Raw genomic sequence first — 20,992 nt, 5'->3', positions numbered from 1 at the left:
CAGGAGTACAAAAGATGAACGAGCTGGAATTAAAATATGGCTGTAACCCGAATCAGAAGCCCTCAAGGATTTTTATGCCAGATGGGAAAGAGCTTCCAATTAAGGTCCTAAGCGGCCGGCCGGGATATATCAATTTCCTGGATGCCTTTCATGGCTGGCAGCTGGTAAAAGAATTAAAGGAAGCAACCGGCCTTCCTGCGGCGGCTTCTTTTAAACATGTGTCTCCGGCCGGAGCCGCAGTGGGACTGCCTCTTGACCGGATTCTTGCAAAGATTTACAGGGTAGAGGATATGGAAGGGATTTCCCCCCTGGCCTGTGCCTATGCAAGGGCAAGAGGTGCTGACCGTATGTCTTCTTTCGGAGACTTCATTTCCCTGTCGGATATCTGTGATACGGATACTGCCAGAATAATCAAACGGGAAGTGTCGGACGGCGTTATCGCCCCAGGGTATGAACCGGAAGCCCTGGAAATCTTAAAGTCAAAGAAAAACGGCAATTACAACATCATTCAAATTGACCCGGATTACCAGCCGGAGCCGCTTGAGAGAAAACAGGTTTTTGGAATTATGTTTGAGCAGGGAAGAAATGAAGAGGTGATTCATGAGGATCTTTTAAAGAATGTGGTGACAAAAAACCAGGATATCCCTCCATCAGCAAAAATTGACCTGATTATTTCCCTTATTACTTTAAAATATACCCAGTCCAATTCTGTCTGTTTCGCAAAGGGCGGACAAGCGATTGGGATCGGGGCTGGTCAGCAGTCCCGCATCCACTGCACAAGGCTGGCTGGAAATAAAGCGGATAACTGGTTTCTTCGCCAGGCGCCACAGGTCTTGGAGCTGCCGTTTGTGGATGGCATCAGCCGTGCGGACCTGGACAACGCCATTGATGTCTACATTGGAGAAGATTATATGGATGTCATTGCTGACGGCAGATGGGAAAATATTTTCAGGGTAAAGCCAGCCGTATTTACAGGAGAAGAAAAGAAGGCCTGGCTTAGTCGGCTGACTGAGGTTTCTCTGGGATCTGATGCTTTCTTCCCATTTGGCGATAACATTGACCGGGCATACAGAAGCGGTGTAAAGTACGTGGCCCAGCCTGGGGGATCGGTCCGTGATGACCAGGTAATTGAAACCTGTGACCATTATGGGATGGCCATGGCTTTTACAGGGCTTCGTCTGTTCCATCATTAATGGAAAGGAAAATAAGTACCAGCCTATATTTTTTGTAAAAGCACTTTAAAGAGAAGGCCGGCATAAAATGAGAGTAAGTAAGTTTAAGGTGGCTTTCTTTGAAAACTTTTCCCAAACCTTTAACTGCGCGAGAAGAACGAGAGTGTCTGGAACGATACCAGGAAGGGGATCAGGAGGCGAGAGCCACACTCATCGAGCGAAATATGCGTCTGGTGGCACATGTGGCAAAAAAATATCAGAATACAGATTATGATATGGAAGATCTTCTTTCCGTAGGTACCATAGGACTTATAAAAGCCGTCAATACCTTTCACCCGGACAGAGGCTCCAGACTAGCCACTTATGCGGCCAAGTGTGTGGAGAATGGTATCCTATCATAGCGGCTCCATACGAGGCGAAAGCAAGGAACCGGTGTATGCCTGCAGCAGCAGAGCATACACCGGTTCCTGACGTTTATATATTAAATTCTAAGATCATATCATGTAAATCTTCGGCGAGACCGGATAAAATGTCGCTGGAAGCTGTAATCTCTTCTAACACATCGGCTTCCTCCTCCATAGACCGGTTGACCTCCCCGGCTGCAGTTGAATTCTGCTTTGCAATATCTAAAGTTTATGTGAGCAAAGCATAATCATCCATATTTTTCAGTCATGAATCAGAAATGCAGTTACCTTTCCGCCAATAATCCCCCGGAAAAGAATATTTAAATTTGTCCAACATATATATTGATAAATAACAATTTTGAGAAGGGGGCAAGGGTATGGTGAAGTTAGTTGCTATCGGCAATCGTTTTATGAAGGATGACGCCATAGCAATTAAAGCTGCCGAAATCTTGGAAGACCGGCTGATCCGCCAGGATATTCATGTGATCATTGGTGAAACCGATTTTCAAAACTGCTTTTATTTACTAGATAAGGGTGACTTTATTTTCATCCTTGATGCACTTTCTTCTGGAGCGGAGCCGGGAAGCGTTCATCTGACCAGCCTTGAAGATGTGATGTCACAGCCTTCCTTATTCTCCATGCAGCATGATTTGAGTATGGTGGAACTCATGAAGCTATATGGCTGTCCATTTAAAGGGTACCTGATGGGCATAGAAATCTGCGAAATCGGCTTTGGCCAGGAACTAAGCACTGTTTTAAGGGATAAACTGCCCCAGATCTGCAGGGTAATTGAATGCGCAATAAAAAAAATCATATCGGAGGAAATCACTAATGCATGATACGTTCCTAAATCAGAATATATATGAAGCAATTGTCGAAATATGCGGGGAGAATTTCATTGAGAAGATTTTTTATTTGACAATTACAGTACATACAAACAGCCATATAAGTGAAGACAGCATCCGTGACTATTTTTCAGAAAGAAATAATACGCTGATTGGAGACTGGACAAACATACAGGTTCTTAAACGGGAAATAGAGCCGCTTACTGCGGTTATAGATGAAATTGAAGGTGAGATATCGCAATGAGAAAGGCCTGACTGTTGTCCGGTAAAAATATCAATCATTCAGTATTTTATTATGGGAGGTTATTTCATGGAATTAAATATGTTTTTGAATTATATCGGGAACTGCATCAAGCACATGAACGAGGATATAGAGAGACTTCATTCCAACCAGTACAACAATAGCGTTGTGTTGGATCATTTGAGCAGTGAAGTGTTTATGCTGGAAAGTCATATCAAATATTTTAGCCAGTCAAATCAAGCGGATATGGAAGAAACACAGTATCCATATCAGAACATCCATGCAAATCAAGCTGAGGAGGAAGTTCCAAGATACTTTACCCTGGAAGAGTTATCCCGATACAATGGAAAAAACGGAGCTCCGGCTTATGTAGCGGTAAACGGAGTGGTGTATGACGTGACAAATAATTCCGTCTGGAAAGGAGACAGCCATTTTGGTCTTAATCCCGGAAATGATTTATCAGTTAATTTTGCAACATGTCATCCGGGAGCATTGGTCCTGACCAGATTACCGATCATCGGCTATTTGGCTACAGAGTAAAGTTGGTGAAACATTTGGATTACGGAAGCTTTGAATGTCCTTATCAGGAAAGCAGGCTGAAAACAACGGAAAGTCTTGTGAACAGGGTAAGGGATGAAATCGCCGGTGAGACGCGGCAAAAGCGGAATCTTGTCTGGCTTGAATTAAATGGCTGCACTGGTAATACCATCTCCCTTTTGGACGGGCAAAATCCGGATTTTAAGTATCTGCTCACTCAAATGACCAATTTTATATACAGCAACAGCCTGATGAATTCTTATGGAAGCAAGGCCATGGATCAGTTGTTCGATGTGATAGGCAGTGATTATATCCTTGCTGTGGAAGGTGCAGTATCTTTAAAAGACAATGGTTCTTATAACGTCATCGGCCGGCACAACGGCAGGGAGATTACCGGATATGAGGCGGTTAAAAGACTGGGAGAACAGGCGGCCCATGTGATTGCCGTGGGAGCCTGCGCTTCCCACGGAGGCGTGTCGGCGGCAAGGCCCAATCCGACTCAGTGTGTGGGAGTGCAGGAGGTTTTGCAGAGAAAAGTGATTAAATTAACAGGCTGTCCATGTCATCCGGACTGGTTTATGGGCACTTTGGCATATCTGATATTATATGGGGAACCCCCGCTTGATAGCAGGGACCGTCCCTTGATGTTTTACAGCATTACCATTCACGACAGATGTCCAAGGAGATCATATTTTGACAGCGGCATCTTTGCAACGAAGCTCGGACAGGAAACCTGTATGTTTATGATGGGCTGTAAAGGTCCGGTTACCCAGATCGACTGCCCCATTCGCCAATGGAACGGGCATGTCAACTGGCCCATAGGAGGCGATTCGCCCTGCATCGGCTGTGCTCAGTTTGGATTTCCTGATGCAATGGAGCCTTTTATCACCTATGACACCATGAGAGGGGAGTAAATATGGCGGAGAGAATAACCATTAATCCTGTGACCCGTATCAGCGGCTTCATGGAAATTGATGCCGATATTGAAGAACGGTCAGTGGTGGATGCTAAAATGAGAGGCCTGATGTTCCGTGGATTTGAAAAAATGCTTCAGGGCAGAAGTCCTTTTGATGCTGTTTATTTTACACAGCGCATCTGCGGTATCTGTTCAACCGCACATTCCATGGCTTCTGCTCTTGCCCTGGAAGAAGCATTGAACATTGTCCCCTCTGAGCAGGGAAGGTATTTAAGGGACCTTCTTCATGCCTGCGAGTTCCTTCAAAATCATTTAAGACATTTTTACCAGTTTACCTTGCCGGATTTTGTAAAGCTTCCTGAGGATTATCCGCTGTTTAAGACCGATCACAATGATTACAGGCTTCCAAAGGACATAAACGATAAAATGGTAAACGATTACTTTGAATCCCTTCAGTTCAGCAGGGCTGCGCATCAGATGCTGGCCATTCTTGGAGGAAAAGTTCCTCATAATCACGGAATATTCATTGGAGGGATCACTTCGCCGATCTCAGCAGATAAGATCATTACCATAAAATCTATCCTATATGACATTGGACAGTTTATCATTGAAAAAATGGTTCCGGACGTATACACAATCGGAACCTTTTATCCGGAGTATTATCATTACGGCGGAGGCTACGGCAACTTACTTTCCTATGGGAGCTTTAACCATTATAAAAATTTAGGAACGCTCTATGTGGATCCTCTGGTTTATTCTAATGGACAGACATCCCCCTTTGATCCTGCCCTTATAACTCAGGAAGACGAATACGCCTGGTTCAACGAAAATGATGAACCGGACAGAAATAAACCCCAGGCATATTCCTGGATAAAAGCGCCGAGATACAATAATATCCCTTATGAGGTAGGGCCGTTGGCAAGGCAGTGGCTCTCCGGCGAGTACAGAAACGGGATCTCTGCCATGGACCGGACCATTGCAAGAGTGCTGGAAGCTAAGAAAATTGTGGAAATTATGCAGACCCTTATCGATCATCTGATCCCGGGAGTATCCATGCAGAGGGAGTATGAGATTCCTGTTCAGGCATCGGGAAAAGGACTGGTGGATACGACACGGGGAGCCCTGGGCCATTGGCTGTATATTGACAACAGTAAGATAGCCTTTTACCAGATCATAACCCCGTCTGCGTGGAATCTGTCAACACAGACAAATGGAATGAAGGGAACCGGAGAACAGGCACTGATGGGGGCACCTGTAAAAGATGTAACAGAGCCTGTGGAAATCGGAAGGATCATACGGTCTTTTGATCCCTGCGTGTCCTGCGCTACTCATGTTTTCTTAAGCGGGAAGTATATGAATACAATTCAGGTTGTGTGAAGCTCTTCCATAAGAGCCTGTTTTTGGTCATTCGGGCAGGAAAGCTGCTGGATATATTGAAGGACAGCCTGACTATGCAGGAGTGCAGCTTTTTTTCTCAATTCTTTTCTGTCTTCTTCTGTTTTGGGCTGATATACGATCATATTCATAAACGGACCTGATATAGACTGTTATTATAATGTATGTTGCCTCCCATGTCCTCTATGTTTAGGATTAAAGGGGCAAAACGCAGCATTATGCTTTAGTAAGGAGGAAGGGCTAAGTGGAAGCCGGGAAAGAGCGGTTTGCAATTTATTCAAGAAAATCAAAATTTACCGGAAAAGGAGAGAGCATCGGAAACCAGATCGAGCTGTGCAGACAATACATTACCACACATTATGGAGCGTGTTTCGTTGACAGCGCCTGTGTATATGAGGATGAGGGGTTCTCCGGAGGAAACCTTGAACGGCCTCAGTTTAAAGTCATGATGCAGGAAGCAAAAAAGAAGAAATTTACGGCGGTGGTATGCTACCGTCTTGACCGGATAAGCCGTAATATCGGTGATTTTGCAAATCTGATTGAAGAGCTTAATGAACTTCATATTTCCTTTATCTCCATAAAAGAGCAATTTGACACATCCTCTCCCATGGGGCGGGCCATGATGTACATTGCTTCTGTTTTCTCTCAGTTGGAGAGAGAGACAATCGCGGAACGCATCCGGGATAATATGCTGGAGCTCTCCAAAAGCGGAAGATGGCTGGGAGGAAATACTCCTACGGGTTATACGTCGGAGAGCGTGTCCTCTGTGACCATAGACGGGAAGGTGAAAAAAGCATTTAAGCTTAAGATGATTCCGGATGAGGCAAATCTAATCAAGGTGATTTACGAAAAATTCTTAGAGACAGGATCGCTGACTCAGACGGAAACCTATTTGCTCCAGAATGGTCATAGGACAAAATATGGCCGCTTATTCAGCCGTTTTGCGATAAAAGGAATATTGACCAATCCGGTTTATATGATTGCAGATCAGGAAGCCTATGAGTATTTAAGGGAAAAGAACGTGGATCTTTTTGCAGAAAGAGAAGCCTTTGACGGAAACCATGGGGTGATTGCGTATAACCGTACCCTTCAAAGGGCCGGAAAAACTCACGAGTTGAAAGATATGGAAGAATGGATCGTGGCAGTTGGAAAGCATAAAGGAGTGATTTCTGGCTCCATGTGGGTCAAGGTTCAGCTGCAGCTGGACCAGAATAAATCAAAAAATTACCGGAAACCCCGCAGTAATGTGGCGTTGCTGTCTGGAATCCTCTTTTGCGGCGGCTGCGGCGGTTATATGCGGCCAAAGCTGTCCGGCCGGTACAATGACGAAGGGGAACAGATCTATTCTTATTTATGCACCATGAAGGAAAAAAGTCGTATGAAATGCTGCGGAATGAAGAATGTTAATGGAAATATGCTGGATCAGATGGTCTTGGAGGAAATCAAAAAGATATCTGTGGATTGGAGTGAATTTCAAAAGCAGCTTTGCCGGAGCAAAAAGGCAGTGGAAGAAAGCAAGGAGGAAGCGGAATGGGATATATCCCGTTTAAAGGATGAACTGAAGAATATGGAAGGAGAAATAACCGGACTGGCGGCCTCCCTTGGAAAAGCCGGAGGAACCGGGGCAGAAGGATATATCATACAGCAAATCGAAGGACTCCATAAAAGAAAAGGGGAAATGGAGCGGCGGTTATGGGAGCTTTCCCTTAACACAGAAAATAAAGAGCTTTCCGATACAGAATTACAGTTCATTAAGCAGACCCTGTCTTCCTTTCAACAGGTGATCGGCCTTATGGATGTCCGGCAAAGACGGGCGGCAGTCCGTACATTTGTGGATAAGGTCATATGGGATGGAGAGAATGTTCATCTGTACCTGTTTGGCTCGAAGGTGCCTGAATTACCAGAGCCGCAAGGTGACTCTAGCAAATGAAATCCTAATGCTTCTTCGTGCGAACAAGAAATATTCAAAAGAGGTTTCTTTGTTTGAACCCATCGGCGTAGACAAGGATGGAGAGACTGTAAGTTTAGTAGATGTCATTGAAATGGAAAATAAGGAGACTCTGGAATCTATTATTTTAAAACAGGATATTAAGGAACTGTATGAGGCCTTTGACAGTTGTCTTAAGGAAAATGAAAAAACCATAATCGGAATGAGGTACGGTCTGCATGGAGGAAAAGAGTATACGCAGCGGGAGATCGCGGATGTCATGGGAATCTCCAGATCCTACGTATCCAGGCTGGAAAAAAAGGCTTTGGAGCGGTTGAGAGACGAACTTAAAAAGAATTGTATTTAAAAAGAAGCATTATTAAATTATCCCATCTCTGATGGTTGAGTAAAAAGTCTGGGAGGCCCGATAAACAGGGCGTTCCGGACTTCTTTGCTGTCATGAAGCAGTGTGTAAGGCGGTTAGGGTGTTCTTATAAGGACTTGCTGCAGATTGTGATTAATATGGTTGACAAAAAAACAAAATCATAATACTATGTAAAAAAGGATATTTCATACTAAACATATATGTATTCTTTAATATAAGAAATGCGTACAATGCGCAGGACAAATATCTGAGAAAATTATGTTTATTTAAGGAGGAGGACAATTATGAAAAAAGTAGTCTTTCAAAAACTGCATAAGGTAATTGGATCCATGCTTGTTTTCGGCATGGTAGTATCTCTTGCGGCCTGTGCAAAACCAAATTCCAATCCGGGAGCTGAGAATCCGGCTAAGGGAAATGCGGCAGAGGATAATTCCGCAAAAGGTGAGAGTACGGAGGATAAGATCGTTAATATTGGAATGACCGATTCTATCAGCAGCGTCAACCCTCTGTTGATGGATGCAACTGAGATCATGAAGACCTCCACGGCATTGGAATTCCTGCCTCTTGTTGAATTAAACAGAAATCTGGAGTTTGAGGGTATGCTGGCTTCTTCTATTACTACGGAGGACAATATTCATTTTACAGTGAATATTGATCCGAACGCAAGCTGGTCCGACGGTCAGGCAGTAACTGCAGATGACGTCGTATACACCGTTCTTAAGCTGTCAAGCCCTGTCCGTGCCAATGCAAGCATGGCGCTCTATGCCATTGAAGGCGTGGGCGACGATGGTTTTTCGGAGGCGGGAGCGACGGAGATATCCGGTGTTAAGGCAATCGACAATAAAACCGTCGAATTCACGACCAAATATCAGATGGCTCTTACCACCTTCCAGAATACATATGGACGCTATATACTGACACTGCCCAAACATGTTCTTGAGAGTGTAGCGGATGAGGACCTGGCAGGTTATGACTGGTTCAACGCTCCGACGGTAGTTAACGGACCCTACCGCATCACTTCCGTTGATTTGCAGCATTATGTGTCCTATGAGGCAAATGATACATACTGGAAGGGCGCTCCAAAGATTAACAGGTTAAATATCAAGATCGTACCTGCGGCACAATTACTGACCGGGCTGCAATCAGGAGAGATTGATTTTGTGCAGCAGACCACCGGCAACATCCTGCAGGAGGATTATGCCAGCGTAGAAGCCCTTGCGAATGTGACGGTCAACTATGGTGCTCCTGTTATCAACCAGTCGATCTTTTTTAATACCACCACGGTTACGGATCCCCGCATCCGTCAGGCGATTCTTTATGGAATTGACCGCCCATCCATAATAACAGGGCTTTTAAACGGAAAAGGCGAAGTGGTTGACGGTTTCCTGTCCAGTGCGGGACCTTTCTATGATGAGGGACTGACGCCCACTGTTTACGATCCGGAAAAAGCAAAGGAATTAGTCGCCCAGGCAGCCGCAGACGGCTGGGATGCTTCAAGGACATTGAACTTCTATGTAAACAGTGGAGATTCCACTTTCTGCCAGGCCGCAGATTATATCGCTGCGAAGCTGCAGGAAATCGGACTTAAGATTCAGGTGACAACCGTGGACTTATCCAGCTTAATGACCAAAGCGGGAAGTAAGGATTTTGATTTGCTGGCAGTGCAGTATACCTATGCACCGGTAGATCCTTATCCGGACGTTAACTGGTTATTATCTGCGGACGGTTGGACCGGCTATGTGAATGATACCGTAACACAGGCCCTGGCGGCAACCCAGGCTACCAGTGACATTAGTGAAATCAAGAAGGAATATCGAAAGATCGATACCGTCATGCAGCAGGAGGCCCCAATGATTTCTGCCTATATCATAAGTGCAATCGGAGCTGTGAATAAAAGAGTGGAGAATGCAACGCCGGATGTATATGGCTCTTTTAATAATATCCACCAATGGGATGTGACACAATGACACCGCTGCTGGAAGTAGATTCGTTGGAAATGGCGTTCTCTACCGGTGCCGGAGATATCAAATGCCTAGACAGGGTCAGCCTTCATGTAAATCAAGGTGAGATCCTGTGCATCGTTGGGGAATCCGGCTCCGGCAAGAGCGTTACGCTTCTGTCGGTCATGGGTCTGCTTGGAGAAAATGGTAAAATCACAGGAGGCAAGGTGGTCTTTGACGGGCAGGAGCTGCTTCATCTGCCGGAGGAGGAATTGGACCGTATTCGCGGAAGTAAGATGACCATGATCTTTCAGGATGCCATGGCCAGCTTAAATCCGTTATTCACCATTGGGAACCAGATCATGGAAGCTATGCGAATTCATATGAACCTGGACAGGAAAACAGCGAAGGAACGGGCACTGCTCCTCCTGGATAAGGTGGGGCTTCCGGATCCTTCTTCTATTATGAACAAATATCCGCATACACTGTCTGGAGGAATGCGGCAACGGGCAATGATCGCCATGGCGCTTGCCTGTGATCCGAAGCTTCTCATTGCGGATGAGCCAACCACTGCGCTGGATGTTACGATTCAGGCACAGATTATGGAACTCTTAAGGAACTTACGTGAAGAGCTTCATATGTCAATCATTTTAATTACCCATGACATGGGACTGGTTGCTGAAATGGCGGACCGGGTTATGGTTATGTATGCCGGACAGATTGTGGAGGAGGCAGGCGTTCTCGATTTGTTTAAAAAGCCGGGACACCCTTATACACAGGCTCTGTTGAAATCCATTCCCAGTATCAGAGATAAAGAGGAGAGAGAACTGCTGACGATTAAGGGTACTGTTCCAGAGCATTACGGTGAGATCACCGGCTGCCGCTTTGCAAACCGCTGCCCATATATGGCCGATGGCTGTGATCTGGAGCAAAGTCTGGTTGAAATAGAAGATAGTCACGGGGTAAGATGCTGGCGGGCAGAAGAAATCCGGGAGAAGAAGACGCAGGCGTCAGGAAGGAATTAACAAATGCAAAAGGAACGACAACCTCTGGCAGAGATAAAGGGATTAAAAAAATATTATCCGGTTCGCGACGGTATTATTCCACATACAGTTGGGTTCATCCATGCTGTGAATGGTGTGGATTTTGAACTATATCCGGGAGAAACTCTGGGACTGGTAGGTGAATCCGGCTGTGGCAAATCAACCATAGGGCGGCAGCTGGCAGCGTTAGAAACTCCCACAGAGGGCAGCATTATCTATGAAGGACAGCCGTTCACGGACCGGTCGGCGGCTGGAATGAGGCAAATCCGCACCCAGATACAGATGGTGTTTCAGGATCCTTATACCTCCCTTAATCCGAAAAAACGTATTTTTGAAACTCTATCCTATCCAATGCTGTATCATGGCGTCACTACTAAACAGAATGTCCATAGGGAGGTTGACCGCCTGCTTGATATGGTGGGGCTTCCGAAGAATACGAAAGGGCGTTATCCTCATGAGTTCTCCGGCGGGCAACGGCAAAGGATTGGGATTGCAAGAGCACTGTCTCTTAACCCCAGGCTGGTCATCTGTGATGAGCCGGTCAGCGCCCTTGATGTATCAATACAGGCTCAGATTCTTAATCTGCTTCGTGATCTGCAAAAGGAGCTAAAGCTTACCTATCTGTTTATTGGCCACGGTCTGGATGCGGTCAAATACATCAGTGACCGGATTGCCGTCATGTATCTTGGGAAAATTGTGGAGCTTGCGGATGCAAAGGAACTGTTTGATAATCCGGTGCATCCTTATACTCAGGCATTATGCAGTGCAGCACCGATTCCCGATCCTGAGGCCAGAGGCAGAAAAAGAGTAATATTGCAGGGGGAACTGCCTTCCAATAAGGATCTTCCTTCCGGCTGTCATTTTCACAGCCGGTGTCCCTATGCCATAGAGGAATGCAAACGATCGGAACCGGCGCTGATCCAGGTCCAGCCAGGAAGCGGGCACCTGGCGGCCTGTCCGGTGCTGACCCTGGGTAAACGGCCAAAGGAGGGTGCGGATGCTTAAATATATTATCAAGCGTATTCTTATCGCTATCCCGGTCCTGATAGGCATAACCGTAATCGATTTTCTGATCATGACTATGGTAGGAAGTCCATTGGAACTGCTCCAGGGCCCCAGAGTGTCCGAGGCGGCCATCGAAACGAAAAGAATTGCACTAGGCCTTAATAAGCCTGTCTATGTACAATACTGGATCTGGCTGACAAATCTTCTTCAGGGCAACATGGGATATTCCATGAAGAGTTTCCAGCCGGTAAGCCAAATGATTAAAGCCTATATCGGACCAACGTTACTGCTCATGTCCGTCTCGTTATTTGTCAGTATGCTGATTGCGGTACCGGCGGGAATCTACAGCGCAGTCCACAAATATACACCCCAGGACTATACTGTAGTTACACTATCCTTTCTTGGAAGCAGTGTCCCCAGTTTTTTCCTGGCATTGGTGCTGATTTATCTTTTTACCGTCAGGCTTGGCTGGCTGCCCTCCAGCGGTATGTATACCCTGGGAGCGCAGAAAAGTGCCATTGATGTCCTCAGGCATATGATCATGCCTGTGATTGTATTGGCGACCTCCATGGCGGGGACAAATATCCGTTATATCCGCAGCGCCATGCTTGAGATACTACGGATGGATTATCTGCGAACGGCAAGGGCAAAGGGAATTGGCCGCTTTCTGGTGATTAATAAGCATGCGCTTCGCAATGCGTTAATTCCGGTCATTACTGTATTCGGGATGCATATACCGATCTTGTTTGGCGGAGCCATCATCATAGAACAGGTATTTTCCTGGCCAGGGCTCGGCATGATGACCATGAGTGCAATTATCAGCAGAGATTATCCGGTCATTATGGGCGTCTGTCTGATGTCCGCCATTGTTGTTCTGGTGGCAAACCTGCTGACAGATATCATCTACGCACTGGTAGATCCGACGATTACGTATTAAAAGCAGGAGAAAAAGTATGAATAGAGATAAAACAATAATCAGTGAAGATAATGCATACCGCAATACGGTAATGAGGCGGTTCTTAAAACACAAATTGGCTGTGGCCAGCACCGTGTTCCTGGCTATAATCCTCCTATGTGCGCTGCTGGCGCCGGTTCTTTCGCCTTATGACCCGAATAAGGTGGTCGGTGGATTCAGCGATCCGCCTTCCATAAAGCATCTGCTTGGAACCGACCAGGTGGGAAGGGATGTATTAAGCAGAATGCTGTACGCCATCCGAATCTCATTGTTGGTAGGATTTGCCGCTACTGCTGTATCCACGGTTGTGGGTGTGGTTTTGGGCCTGGTATCCGGGTTCTTCGGAGGAATCCTTGATATGGTTATCATGCGGTTTACTGATATGGTCATGTCCTTCCCTTATATCCTGCTTGTATTAGTTTCTGCCGCGATTTTTCGCCCGGGCCTTTTAAATATTATTCTGATTCTCGGTTTTGTTGATTGGCCCGGAATTGCCCGGCTGGTCAGAGGGAATGTTTTATCCATCCGGGAGATGAATTTTATTCAGGGGGACCGCGTCGCAGGAATGCCAAAGCGTTATATCCTGTTTTCTGAGATACTTCCCAATACGGTCGCACCCATTCTGGTATATGCGACTTCGGTTATCGCCATATCGATGTTAGATGAAGCAGCCCTAAGCTTTCTTGGTATGGGAATTCAACCGCCACAGTCCAGCCTTGGCAATATGTTAAACGGAGCTCAATCCATCTCCATCCTCACTTCCAAGCCATGGTTGTGGGTACCGCCGGGACTGATGATCATATTGCTGGTCGTCAGTATTAATTTCATCGGAGACGCTTTAAGAGATGCTTTTGATCCTTCGGGAAATTAAAGGAGAGAGGATTTAGGCTGAAAAATCGAGGAATTATAAAAAATATAAATAATGTATAAAATTTTGTTGACTTTTTTGAAATAACTGGTATAGTTATAGCAAGGATATATAAAGTGGATTGTTACTGGAAAGCAGGCAAAACCAATTTTGATTATGGAAAATGAAATTTTATTTTCGTGGTCGAAGTTGGTTTTTTATTTTATAGGATGGGACATTGTATGAAAATTGACAAAATAATCAATAACAATATTGTCAGTGCGCTGGAGCCGGATGGAAAAGAAATTATAGTCATGGGCAGGGGAATCGGTTTCGGTATGAAGCCGGGAAAAGAGATTCCGGAGAGCGCAGTTGAAAAAGTATTCCGTCTGGACAGCCAGAACAATGTTGACAAATTTAAAGAATTGCTGGTGAACCTTCCCCTTGAACACATCCAGGTTTCTACGGAAATCATAAATTACGCGAAAAGCGTATTAAACAGGAGTCTTAATCAAAACATATACATAACGCTGACGGACCACATCAATTTTGCCATTCACCGATTTAAGCAGAAGATGAAATTTTCAAACCCTCTGCTTAATGAGATAAAAACCTTTTACAAAGAGGAATACTTAATCGGTGAATACGCCATCGCATTAATTGAGCGGAGGATAGGAATATCCCTTCCTGTTGACGAGGCGGGATTCATTGCATTTCACATCGTCAATGCGGAATTTAATACCGCCATGCGTGATACCATTGATATCACAAACCTGATCCAGAATACCGTAGGGATTGTGAAAGAATATTTTTCAATGGAACCTGATGAAATGTCTTTAAATTATCAGCGGTTTGTTACCCATTTAAGGTTTCTGGCACAAAGAATCGTTACAAAGGAGCTGTTAAACAGCGGGAATGTTGAATTTAACCATTTGATATCCGAGATGTACCCGGAGGAATATAGGTGCAGTTTAAAAATTAAGGATTATATCATGGAAACATACCATCACGATGTAACGGAAGAAGAGACCGCATATCTGGCGGTTCACATCAAGAGAATGAGGCTATAGCAGAAAGGAGAATCATGATATGTTTGATTCATTAAAAAAAATATTCGGTGGAGGGGGAGAAAAAGAAAGAGAAAAAATTCTGGCCCCGGTTGAAGGATCAGTAGTACCCTTAAGTGAAGTGAATGATCCCACATTCAGCCAGGAGATCCTTGGAAAAGGTGTCGCCATTATTCCGGCTAAAGGTAGAATTGTGGCTCCGGCCGACGGAATCCTGACAGTGGTGTTTGAGACAAAGCATGCTGTAAGCATTACGACTCCGGAAGGCGCTGAGATCATTGTCCATGTTGGACTTGATACGGTCAATTTAAAAGGGGAGCATTATACTGCTCATAAAAAGCAAGGAGACAAAGTGAAAGCTGGGGAGCTTCTTCTTGAATTTGACATGGCAGCCATAAAGGAAGCAGGATATGAGGTGATTACTCCGGTTATCGTCTGTAATACGCCGAATTATCCGGATATGGTATGCCATACAGGGATGCAGGTAAAGGAACTGGAACCAATCATCGAATTATAGGTATTAAAATGAGGGAGTATTTGTATGAATTAAAAGATCCCCTGGGACTTCATGCCAGGCCGGCTTCCATGATCTTTATGGAAGCAAGGAAATATTCGTGCAGCATAGAAGCCCAGTGGGAATCAGACAAAGCGGATTGTAAAAGCCTTTTGGCATTAATGGGGCTTGGAGCCAAAAGAGGAAGCATCATCCGATTCCGGTTTGACGGAGAGGATGAGGCGGCGGCCATGACCGCGCTTTGCACCGTTTTGGAAGAAATGTGATCTGAACCTGCTTGGCAGCAGGAATGGATAAAAAATGTCCAGTAGGACAAAAAGAAAGGGGTTTCTTTATTATGATGAAGTATTTGCAAAAACTAGGTAAGTCATTGATGCTTCCGGTGGCATGTTTGCCTGCGGCAGGCATCCTGATGGGAATTGGTTACTGGATTGACCCCACCGGCTGGGGGGCTAACAGTGCCATTGCTGCCTTTTTAATTAAGGCAGGAGGCGCCATCATCGATAACATGGCAGTTCTGTTTGCAATCGGTGTAGGCGTTGGTATGGCAGATGACCATGAGGGTACCGCAGCACTTGCAGCCATTGTTTCCTGGCTGATGATTCAGACGATTCTTTCACCTGGAGTGGTTGCCATGCTGAAAGGAATTGATGTCAGCGAAGTAAATCCTGCTTTTGGTAAGATTGGAAACCAGTTTATCGGTATCGTATCCGGTATTATCGGTTCCAGCTGCTACAACAGGTTTAAGAATACCAAGCTTCCTGATGCGTTGGCATTCTTCAGCGGCAAGCGGTCTGTTGCCATTGTCACCGCACTTGTTTCTTTGGTAGCCTGCCTTGTTTTATTCTTTATATGGCCGGTTGTATATTCAGGATTGGTTGCATTTGGTAAGGGCATCCTGGGATTGGGCGCAATAGGAGCTGGTATTTATGGTTTCTTCAACCGTCTTCTGATCCCGGTAGGTCTCCATCACGCACTGAACTCCGTATTCTGGTTTGACGTTGCAGGAGTAAACGACCTTGGTAATTTCTGGTCAGGAAATGGTGTCCTGGGCCAGACAGGTCAGTACATGACAGGATTTTTCCCGGTTATGATGTTCGGTCTTCCGGCCGCAGCTTTGGCTATGTATCATACCGCAAAACCTGGTAAAAAGAAAAATGCATATGGTTTATTGCTTGCAGCAGCAGTTTGTTCCTTCTTTACAGGCGTAACGGAACCTCTGGAATTCGCTTTTATGTTCCTTGCTCCAGGCCTTTACTTAATCCATGCAATTTTAACAGGTATTTCCTTAACGATCTGCGCCCTGCTTCCCGTACGTGCAGGCTTTAACTTCAGTGCAGGTTTCGTTGACTGGTTCTTGAGCTTTAAGGCTCCTATGGCTGTAAATCCGCTGCTTATTATCCCGCTGGGCCTTGTTTATGCAGCTGTTTACTACTTCGTATTCCGCCTTGCAATCTTAATGTTTAACTTTAAGACTCCGGGACGGGAAGATGATGATGTAGATGAAAACACAGTCACTCTTTCTAATAATGACTATACGGCAGTTGCTTCCATTCTTCTGGAAGGACTTGGCGGTAAGAATAACATCACCAGCATTGATAACTGTATTACAAGATTAAGACTGGAGATCATAGATTATACTCTGGTAGACGAAAAGAAGATCAAATCCGCAGGCGTTGCCGGTGTCATCAGACCAGGTAAGACCAGCGTACAGGTCATCGTAGGAACCCAGGTGCAGTTTGTTGCAGATGAATTTAAGAAGCTGTGCCAGTAATTAACAGGCAAAAAGCAGGGGCAAATTTCAGCCCCTGCTTTTTTATTCTTGTATAGGGGTGGTAATTCGATCGCTTCCGGGGTCCCAGACAGGCCATGAATGAATATATTAAAATAAAAAGGTAAGTTTGCCAGGATATGCGTGATATATTAATTCTTGTGCTGGCGCTTTGCACCGACACCTTTGTTGCCAGCATTGCCTACGGGGCCAACCGTCTGAAGATCTCCTGCGGAAAGGTTATCGCAGTAAATTTGATTTGCAGCGGCTGTCTGGGAGCTGCTCTTATATTTGGAAGCGTGATCAGCGGATTGGTACCGGAAAGTTTTGCAAAAGGGGTTGCATTTTCCTGCCTGTTTCTTCTGGGCGTAATAAAGCTTCTGGATTATACCATTAAAAAATATATTAACAACCATGTAAATGTTCAAAAGAATCTTACATTCTCTATTTCCGGCCTGAGCATCATCATAAATATATACGGGAATCCTTTGGCGGCAGACTGGGATCACTCGAAGTCTCTGTCCTGGAAGGAAACCATCATGTTTTCCCTGGCCATGTCCTTGGACAGTCTGGTAGCTGGAGCTTTATCCGGATTTCTGATGATTCCACCGGGGCTTACGGCCCTTTCCGCCATGGTTGTGGGTACTGCCGTCATGTATATCGGCCTATTTCTGGGGCATAAGATTGCAGCATTAAAAGGCTGGGATTTGACCTGGGTCAGCGGTATACTGTTTTTGTTCCTGGCATTTGGGAAATTATAATCTGATTTTAAAATGGGGTTCCGCTCATTTAAATGGGTTGCACCCCATTTTTATTTGCGGTATAATCGTTATCAAAAACAGGAGCAATCATTTATGCAGTATACAATACCTCATTATTATAATAAATTCCGCTGTGTGGCCGGAGAGTGCCCGGATACCTGCTGTGCAGGCTGGGCCATCATGATCGATGATCATACTAAGAGACGATACCAAATGCGAAAGGATGCTTTTGGCAGAAGGCTTAATCAGTGGATTGACTGGAAAAATGGCTCCTTTAAGCAGTGTGACGGCCGGTGCGCGTTCCTAAATAAGGACAATCTATGCGATATCTATAAAGAAGCCGGCCCGGGAATGCTTTGCAAAACCTGCCGGGATTATCCAAGGCATATAGAAGAATACGAAGGGGTCAGGGAAATTTCTCTGTCCTTATCCTGTGAGGAAGCTTCCGGTCTGATTCTTGGCTGTGAAGAACCTGTCCGTTTTCTTACAAAAGAGGATGAAAGGGAGGAGTCCTATCCTGATTTTGATTTTTTATTGTTTACCAAGCTTATGGATGCAAGGGACCTGATTTTATCCTTCCTGCAAAACCGGGACATGGATTGCAGTCTGCGCACTGCCATGGCACTGGGGTTTTCTCATGATATGCAACGTAGAATCAATGAGGAGAAATTATATGAGCTGGATGAATTGATGAAACGGTATCAAGGGACGGCCGGAGCCGAGATGGTAGAAAAGAAAATGGCTGTTCGCAGGATAGAAGACAGGATCCGTTATGAAAAGATGAAGAAGTGGTTTTCTCTGTTTGGGAAGCTTGAAGTACTTAATGAGAGCTGGCCACAATATTTGGGTACTCTTAAAAGGATATTGTTTGATGCCGGCGCAGAAAGCTATGAGGATAACAGGAAAGCTTTTCACCGGTATTTAATGGAGGATGAAGGCCGTAAGCGTCAATGGGCGCAGTGGAACGAACAGCTTATGGTATACTTTATCTTCACCTATTTCTGCGGAGCTGTTTATGACGAACAACCCTATGTGAAAGTAAAGCTTGCCGCAGTGAGCACTATTCTTATTCAGGAAATAGCCCAGGCTGCTTTTAAAAGAAATGACAGCAGCCTGGATTTTAAGGAATTTGTTCATCTGTCCCACCGGTTTTCCCGAGAGGCAGAGCATTCGGATGTGAACCTCAATGAAATGGAACGAATATTCCGGACGGATAAAAGCTTTGGTCTGGAGGAGATTCTTCAGATGCTTTAGGGTTAATCAAATATAGAATTAACAGATCAGATAACAGGAGGTTTGAAAAGCATAACTTTTGAAATCAGCTTTTTAACCTCCTGTTATCTTTGCAAGTCAATCCCTTCTCAAGCAGAACTCTTTGGGATGGGAGAGGATATTACAGGAAGCCAGAGAATACAGAAGCAAATATAACGGTACAAAGTCCGGAGGTTGCTATGGCAAGGCTGCTCATAGCCCCTTCGATTTCCCCCATTTCCAAGGCTTTTGTAGTTCCCACGGCATGGGAAGCGGAACCGATGGCAATGCCCTTGGCAATAGGGTCCGTAATTTTAAATATCTTGCACACAGCTTCCGCAATGATACTTCCCTGGATGCCGGTTATGATGATGCTGGCTACCGTTATGGTCACATATCCCTTCATTTCCTCCGTAATTCCCATTGCAATGGCTGTGGTAATGGACTTTGGCAGAAATGTAACATACTCCTGATGATTTAAACCAAAGACCAGAGCCAGAAGCAGTACGGTGGTCATTGTGGTGAAAACCCCGGTCAGGGTTCCGGCTATAATGGCTTTGGAATGCTTCTTAAGCAGTTCCATCTGGCGGTAAAGAGGGATTGCCAGGCAAATGGTGGCCGGCGTTAAAAGATAACTGATGTATTTGGCGCTTTTATCGTACACCTCATAATCAATATGAAATACAGACAGAAATACCATGACAATACAGATGGATATTAAAAGAGGGTTGAAGATAGCCCATTTGAATTTTTTCTTTAAACGGAGTCCCAGCTCATAGCTTAAGAGACTGAGCACTGCACCAAAAAACAAAAAATCACTTACTGTATTACTCATTTTTTTCTGCCTTTCCATTTCTGTTGTTTTTAATAAATAGCTGGGTCACTTTTCCGGTAATTACCATCACGATGATTGTGGAAAGCAGGGTGATGACCAGAAAAGGAACTAAAATGGGGCGAAGTACTCCCCAGGAATCCAGAAGTCCGACGGCCGCCGGAATAAACATCAATGGCATGATGTCTATGAGAAATATGCTGACTTCCTCGACTGCCTCCAATGGAATCCATTTCTTCCTTAACCCGATCAGCATGATCAATAGACCATAGATGCTTGCGGGAACCGGAAGAGGAACCAGCAGATGTATGATTTCTCCTGCCAGAGATATAAATAGAATTATAGTGAATTGTCTGATGTATTTCATTAAATAGCCTCCTTAGTGTCCTTCCTGACTTTTCAACTATGGTTTATCCTAAACTTAAATTTAGGGCTTGTCAAATGGTTTTATTATCATGGCGATTTTTTTGTTGGTAAATTTAAGGAGAACAATGTATAATAGATACTAGTGCCTAATATTTCTCTGCATTCACCAAATGCCGCTAAGGTGGTGGTTGGCTCATTGCTTGGTATAATAGACGCATGAATGAAAAGGAGTAAAAAATCATGATGGCTGGTACGGAATTTGGTATTCTGTATTTTTTACAATCGTTACATACTCCCTGGCTGGATGTGCTTATGAAGGAGATAACCAGTCTGGGAGATCACGGGATTTTCTGGATCCTCACCGGAGTTATTTTGCTGTGTTTTAAAAAGACAAGAATTGTGGGACTTTGTGTTATTTTATCCCTGGCAGCCGGCTTTTTGGTTGGAAATACGTTCCTTAAGAACGTGATTGCCAGAGAAAGGCCTTGTTGGATCGACAGCAGCGTGCCCCTTTTAATTCATAATCCAAGAGACTATTCCTTCCCCTCCGGGCATACCCTGGCATCCTTTGAAGGAGCTGTTAGCATCTGGCTTTACAATCGGAAATGGGGAACTGCGGCCCTGATACTGGCAGCGCTTATCGGTTTTTCCAGAATGTATCTGTTTGTTCATTTTCCCACCGATGTACTGGGAGGGCTGATTCTTGGCGTTTTGATCGCTTTTTTTGTTCATTCCATAGTGGAGAAAGGAAGAAAATCTAAAAAAAATATTTGCTTTCCAGGAAATCTATGATATACTGATGGCGTTACAAAATACAA

Annotated in this window: 22 protein-coding genes and 2 pseudogenes; 21 read left to right on the top strand and 3 right to left on the bottom strand. The window is 44.9% G+C overall.

What is annotated here, in order from left to right; genetic code table 11:
• Positions 1–14: 14 nt before the first annotated feature.
• From BMX69_RS08550 to BMX69_RS08520, 7 genes and pseudogenes are all read left to right on the top strand, one after another.
• On the top strand, positions 15–1,193 hold the full coding sequence (locus BMX69_RS08550) for a phosphoribosylaminoimidazolecarboxamide formyltransferase (RefSeq protein WP_100042121.1): 1,179 nt from the start codon (positions 15–17) through the stop codon (positions 1,191–1,193).
• Between the two features lie 98 nt (positions 1,194–1,291).
• Positions 1,292–1,567 (top strand): annotated as a pseudogene (locus tag BMX69_RS08545) (sigma-70 family RNA polymerase sigma factor); the annotation flags it as partial.
• Between the two features lie 386 nt (positions 1,568–1,953).
• On the top strand, positions 1,954–2,415 hold the full coding sequence (locus BMX69_RS08540) for a hydrogenase maturation protease (RefSeq protein ID WP_054792181.1): 462 nt from the start codon (positions 1,954–1,956) through the stop codon (positions 2,413–2,415).
• Positions 2,408–2,665, top strand: coding sequence for a hypothetical protein (locus BMX69_RS08535; RefSeq protein WP_025233283.1), 258 nt, complete (start codon positions 2,408–2,410; stop codon positions 2,663–2,665). Before BMX69_RS08540 ends, BMX69_RS08535 begins: the two co-directional genes overlap by 8 nt.
• Before the next feature lie 66 nt (positions 2,666–2,731).
• Positions 2,732–3,202, top strand: coding sequence for a cytochrome b5 domain-containing protein (locus BMX69_RS08530; protein WP_242941385.1), 471 nt, complete (start codon positions 2,732–2,734; stop codon positions 3,200–3,202).
• A gap of 5 nt (positions 3,203–3,207) precedes the next feature.
• The gene (locus tag BMX69_RS08525; RefSeq protein ID WP_330387681.1) at positions 3,208–4,113 is read left to right on the top strand and encodes a hydrogenase small subunit; all 906 of its coding nucleotides are present in this window, start codon (positions 3,208–3,210) and stop codon (positions 4,111–4,113) included.
• A 2-nt stretch (positions 4,114–4,115) separates the two neighbouring features.
• The gene (locus tag BMX69_RS08520; RefSeq protein WP_025233280.1) at positions 4,116–5,492 is read left to right on the top strand and encodes a nickel-dependent hydrogenase large subunit; all 1,377 of its coding nucleotides are present in this window, start codon (positions 4,116–4,118) and stop codon (positions 5,490–5,492) included.
• Here the strand turns inward: BMX69_RS08520 and BMX69_RS24075 are convergent.
• Complete coding sequence (locus BMX69_RS24075) at positions 5,480–5,641, bottom strand: hypothetical protein (protein ID WP_157724401.1); 162 nt, start codon at positions 5,639–5,641, stop codon at positions 5,480–5,482. The genes BMX69_RS08520 and BMX69_RS24075 overlap by 13 nt on opposite strands.
• Positions 5,642–5,754: 113 nt before the next feature.
• Between BMX69_RS24075 and BMX69_RS08515 the strand changes: the two genes are divergently transcribed.
• The 13 genes and pseudogenes from BMX69_RS08515 to fliB all read left to right on the top strand — a co-directional run bounded on the left by BMX69_RS08515 (position 5,755) and on the right by fliB (position 18,979).
• Positions 5,755–7,440 carry a recombinase family protein gene (locus BMX69_RS08515; RefSeq protein ID WP_100042119.1) on the top strand — a complete coding sequence of 562 codons (1,686 nt, stop codon included), beginning with the start codon at positions 5,755–5,757 and terminating at the stop codon, positions 7,438–7,440.
• A pseudogene (locus tag BMX69_RS08510) lies at positions 7,433–7,804 on the top strand (sigma-70 family RNA polymerase sigma factor); the annotation flags it as partial. The gene BMX69_RS08515 and the pseudogene BMX69_RS08510, both read left to right, overlap by 8 nt.
• Before the next feature lie 302 nt (positions 7,805–8,106).
• A complete protein-coding gene (locus BMX69_RS08505) occupies positions 8,107–9,789 on the top strand; it encodes an ABC transporter substrate-binding protein (RefSeq protein WP_100042118.1) in 1,683 nt (560 codons plus the stop codon).
• Entirely contained in the window at positions 9,786–10,787 is a 1,002-nt protein-coding gene (locus tag BMX69_RS08500) for an ABC transporter ATP-binding protein (protein ID WP_054792006.1), read from the top strand. Before BMX69_RS08505 ends, BMX69_RS08500 begins: the two co-directional genes overlap by 4 nt.
• Positions 10,788–10,790: 3 nt before the next feature.
• Complete coding sequence (locus BMX69_RS08495) at positions 10,791–11,810, top strand: ABC transporter ATP-binding protein (protein WP_100042117.1); 1,020 nt, start codon at positions 10,791–10,793, stop codon at positions 11,808–11,810.
• The gene (locus BMX69_RS08490) at positions 11,803–12,747 is read left to right on the top strand and encodes an ABC transporter permease (protein ID WP_100042116.1); all 945 of its coding nucleotides are present in this window, start codon (positions 11,803–11,805) and stop codon (positions 12,745–12,747) included. Before BMX69_RS08495 ends, BMX69_RS08490 begins: the two co-directional genes overlap by 8 nt.
• Complete coding sequence (locus BMX69_RS08485; protein ID WP_408610339.1) at positions 12,743–13,636, top strand: ABC transporter permease; 894 nt, start codon at positions 12,743–12,745, stop codon at positions 13,634–13,636. The genes BMX69_RS08490 and BMX69_RS08485 overlap by 5 nt, the downstream gene beginning before the upstream one ends.
• 218 nt (positions 13,637–13,854) lie before the next feature.
• Positions 13,855–14,682 carry a BglG family transcription antiterminator LicT gene (gene licT, locus BMX69_RS08480; RefSeq protein ID WP_054792008.1) on the top strand — a complete coding sequence of 276 codons (828 nt, stop codon included), beginning with the start codon at positions 13,855–13,857 and terminating at the stop codon, positions 14,680–14,682.
• A gap of 19 nt (positions 14,683–14,701) precedes the next feature.
• The gene (locus BMX69_RS08475) at positions 14,702–15,196 is read left to right on the top strand and encodes a PTS sugar transporter subunit IIA (RefSeq protein ID WP_100042115.1); all 495 of its coding nucleotides are present in this window, start codon (positions 14,702–14,704) and stop codon (positions 15,194–15,196) included.
• A 20-nt stretch (positions 15,197–15,216) separates the two neighbouring features.
• Positions 15,217–15,459, top strand: a complete 243-nt coding sequence (locus tag BMX69_RS08470) for an HPr family phosphocarrier protein (RefSeq protein WP_242883222.1) — start codon at positions 15,217–15,219, stop codon at positions 15,457–15,459.
• Positions 15,460–15,530: 71 nt separating this feature from the next.
• A complete protein-coding gene (gene nagE / locus BMX69_RS08465; protein ID WP_054792009.1) occupies positions 15,531–16,967 on the top strand; it encodes an N-acetylglucosamine-specific PTS transporter subunit IIBC in 1,437 nt (478 codons plus the stop codon).
• Positions 16,968–17,104: 137 nt separating this feature from the next.
• Positions 17,105–17,725: an MntP/YtaF family protein gene (locus BMX69_RS08460; protein WP_100042114.1), complete on the top strand. Its 621-nt coding sequence runs from the start codon at positions 17,105–17,107 to the stop codon at positions 17,723–17,725.
• Between the two features lie 93 nt (positions 17,726–17,818).
• A complete protein-coding gene (gene fliB / locus BMX69_RS08455) occupies positions 17,819–18,979 on the top strand; it encodes a flagellin lysine-N-methylase (protein WP_054792010.1) in 1,161 nt (386 codons plus the stop codon).
• Between the two features lie 139 nt (positions 18,980–19,118).
• On the opposite strand, the gene BMX69_RS08450 is transcribed toward fliB, so the two are convergent.
• Positions 19,119–19,811, bottom strand: coding sequence for an LrgB family protein (locus BMX69_RS08450; protein ID WP_100042113.1), 693 nt, complete (start codon positions 19,809–19,811; stop codon positions 19,119–19,121).
• Complete coding sequence (locus BMX69_RS08445; protein WP_054792011.1) at positions 19,804–20,175, bottom strand: CidA/LrgA family protein; 372 nt, start codon at positions 20,173–20,175, stop codon at positions 19,804–19,806. The genes BMX69_RS08450 and BMX69_RS08445 overlap by 8 nt, the downstream gene beginning before the upstream one ends.
• A 242-nt stretch (positions 20,176–20,417) precedes the next feature.
• On the opposite strand from BMX69_RS08445, the gene BMX69_RS08440 reads away from it, so the two are divergent.
• The gene (locus tag BMX69_RS08440) at positions 20,418–20,966 is read left to right on the top strand and encodes a phosphatase PAP2 family protein (RefSeq protein ID WP_100043800.1); all 549 of its coding nucleotides are present in this window, start codon (positions 20,418–20,420) and stop codon (positions 20,964–20,966) included.
• Positions 20,967–20,992 lie beyond the last annotated feature (26 nt).

This window comes from Lacrimispora sphenoides JCM 1415, from assembly GCF_900105615.1.
GTDB lineage: Bacteria > Bacillota > Clostridia > Lachnospirales > Lachnospiraceae > Lacrimispora > Lacrimispora sphenoides.
Note: the sequence above shows the minus strand (reverse complement) of the source record. Positions and strands in the feature narration are given on the sequence as shown.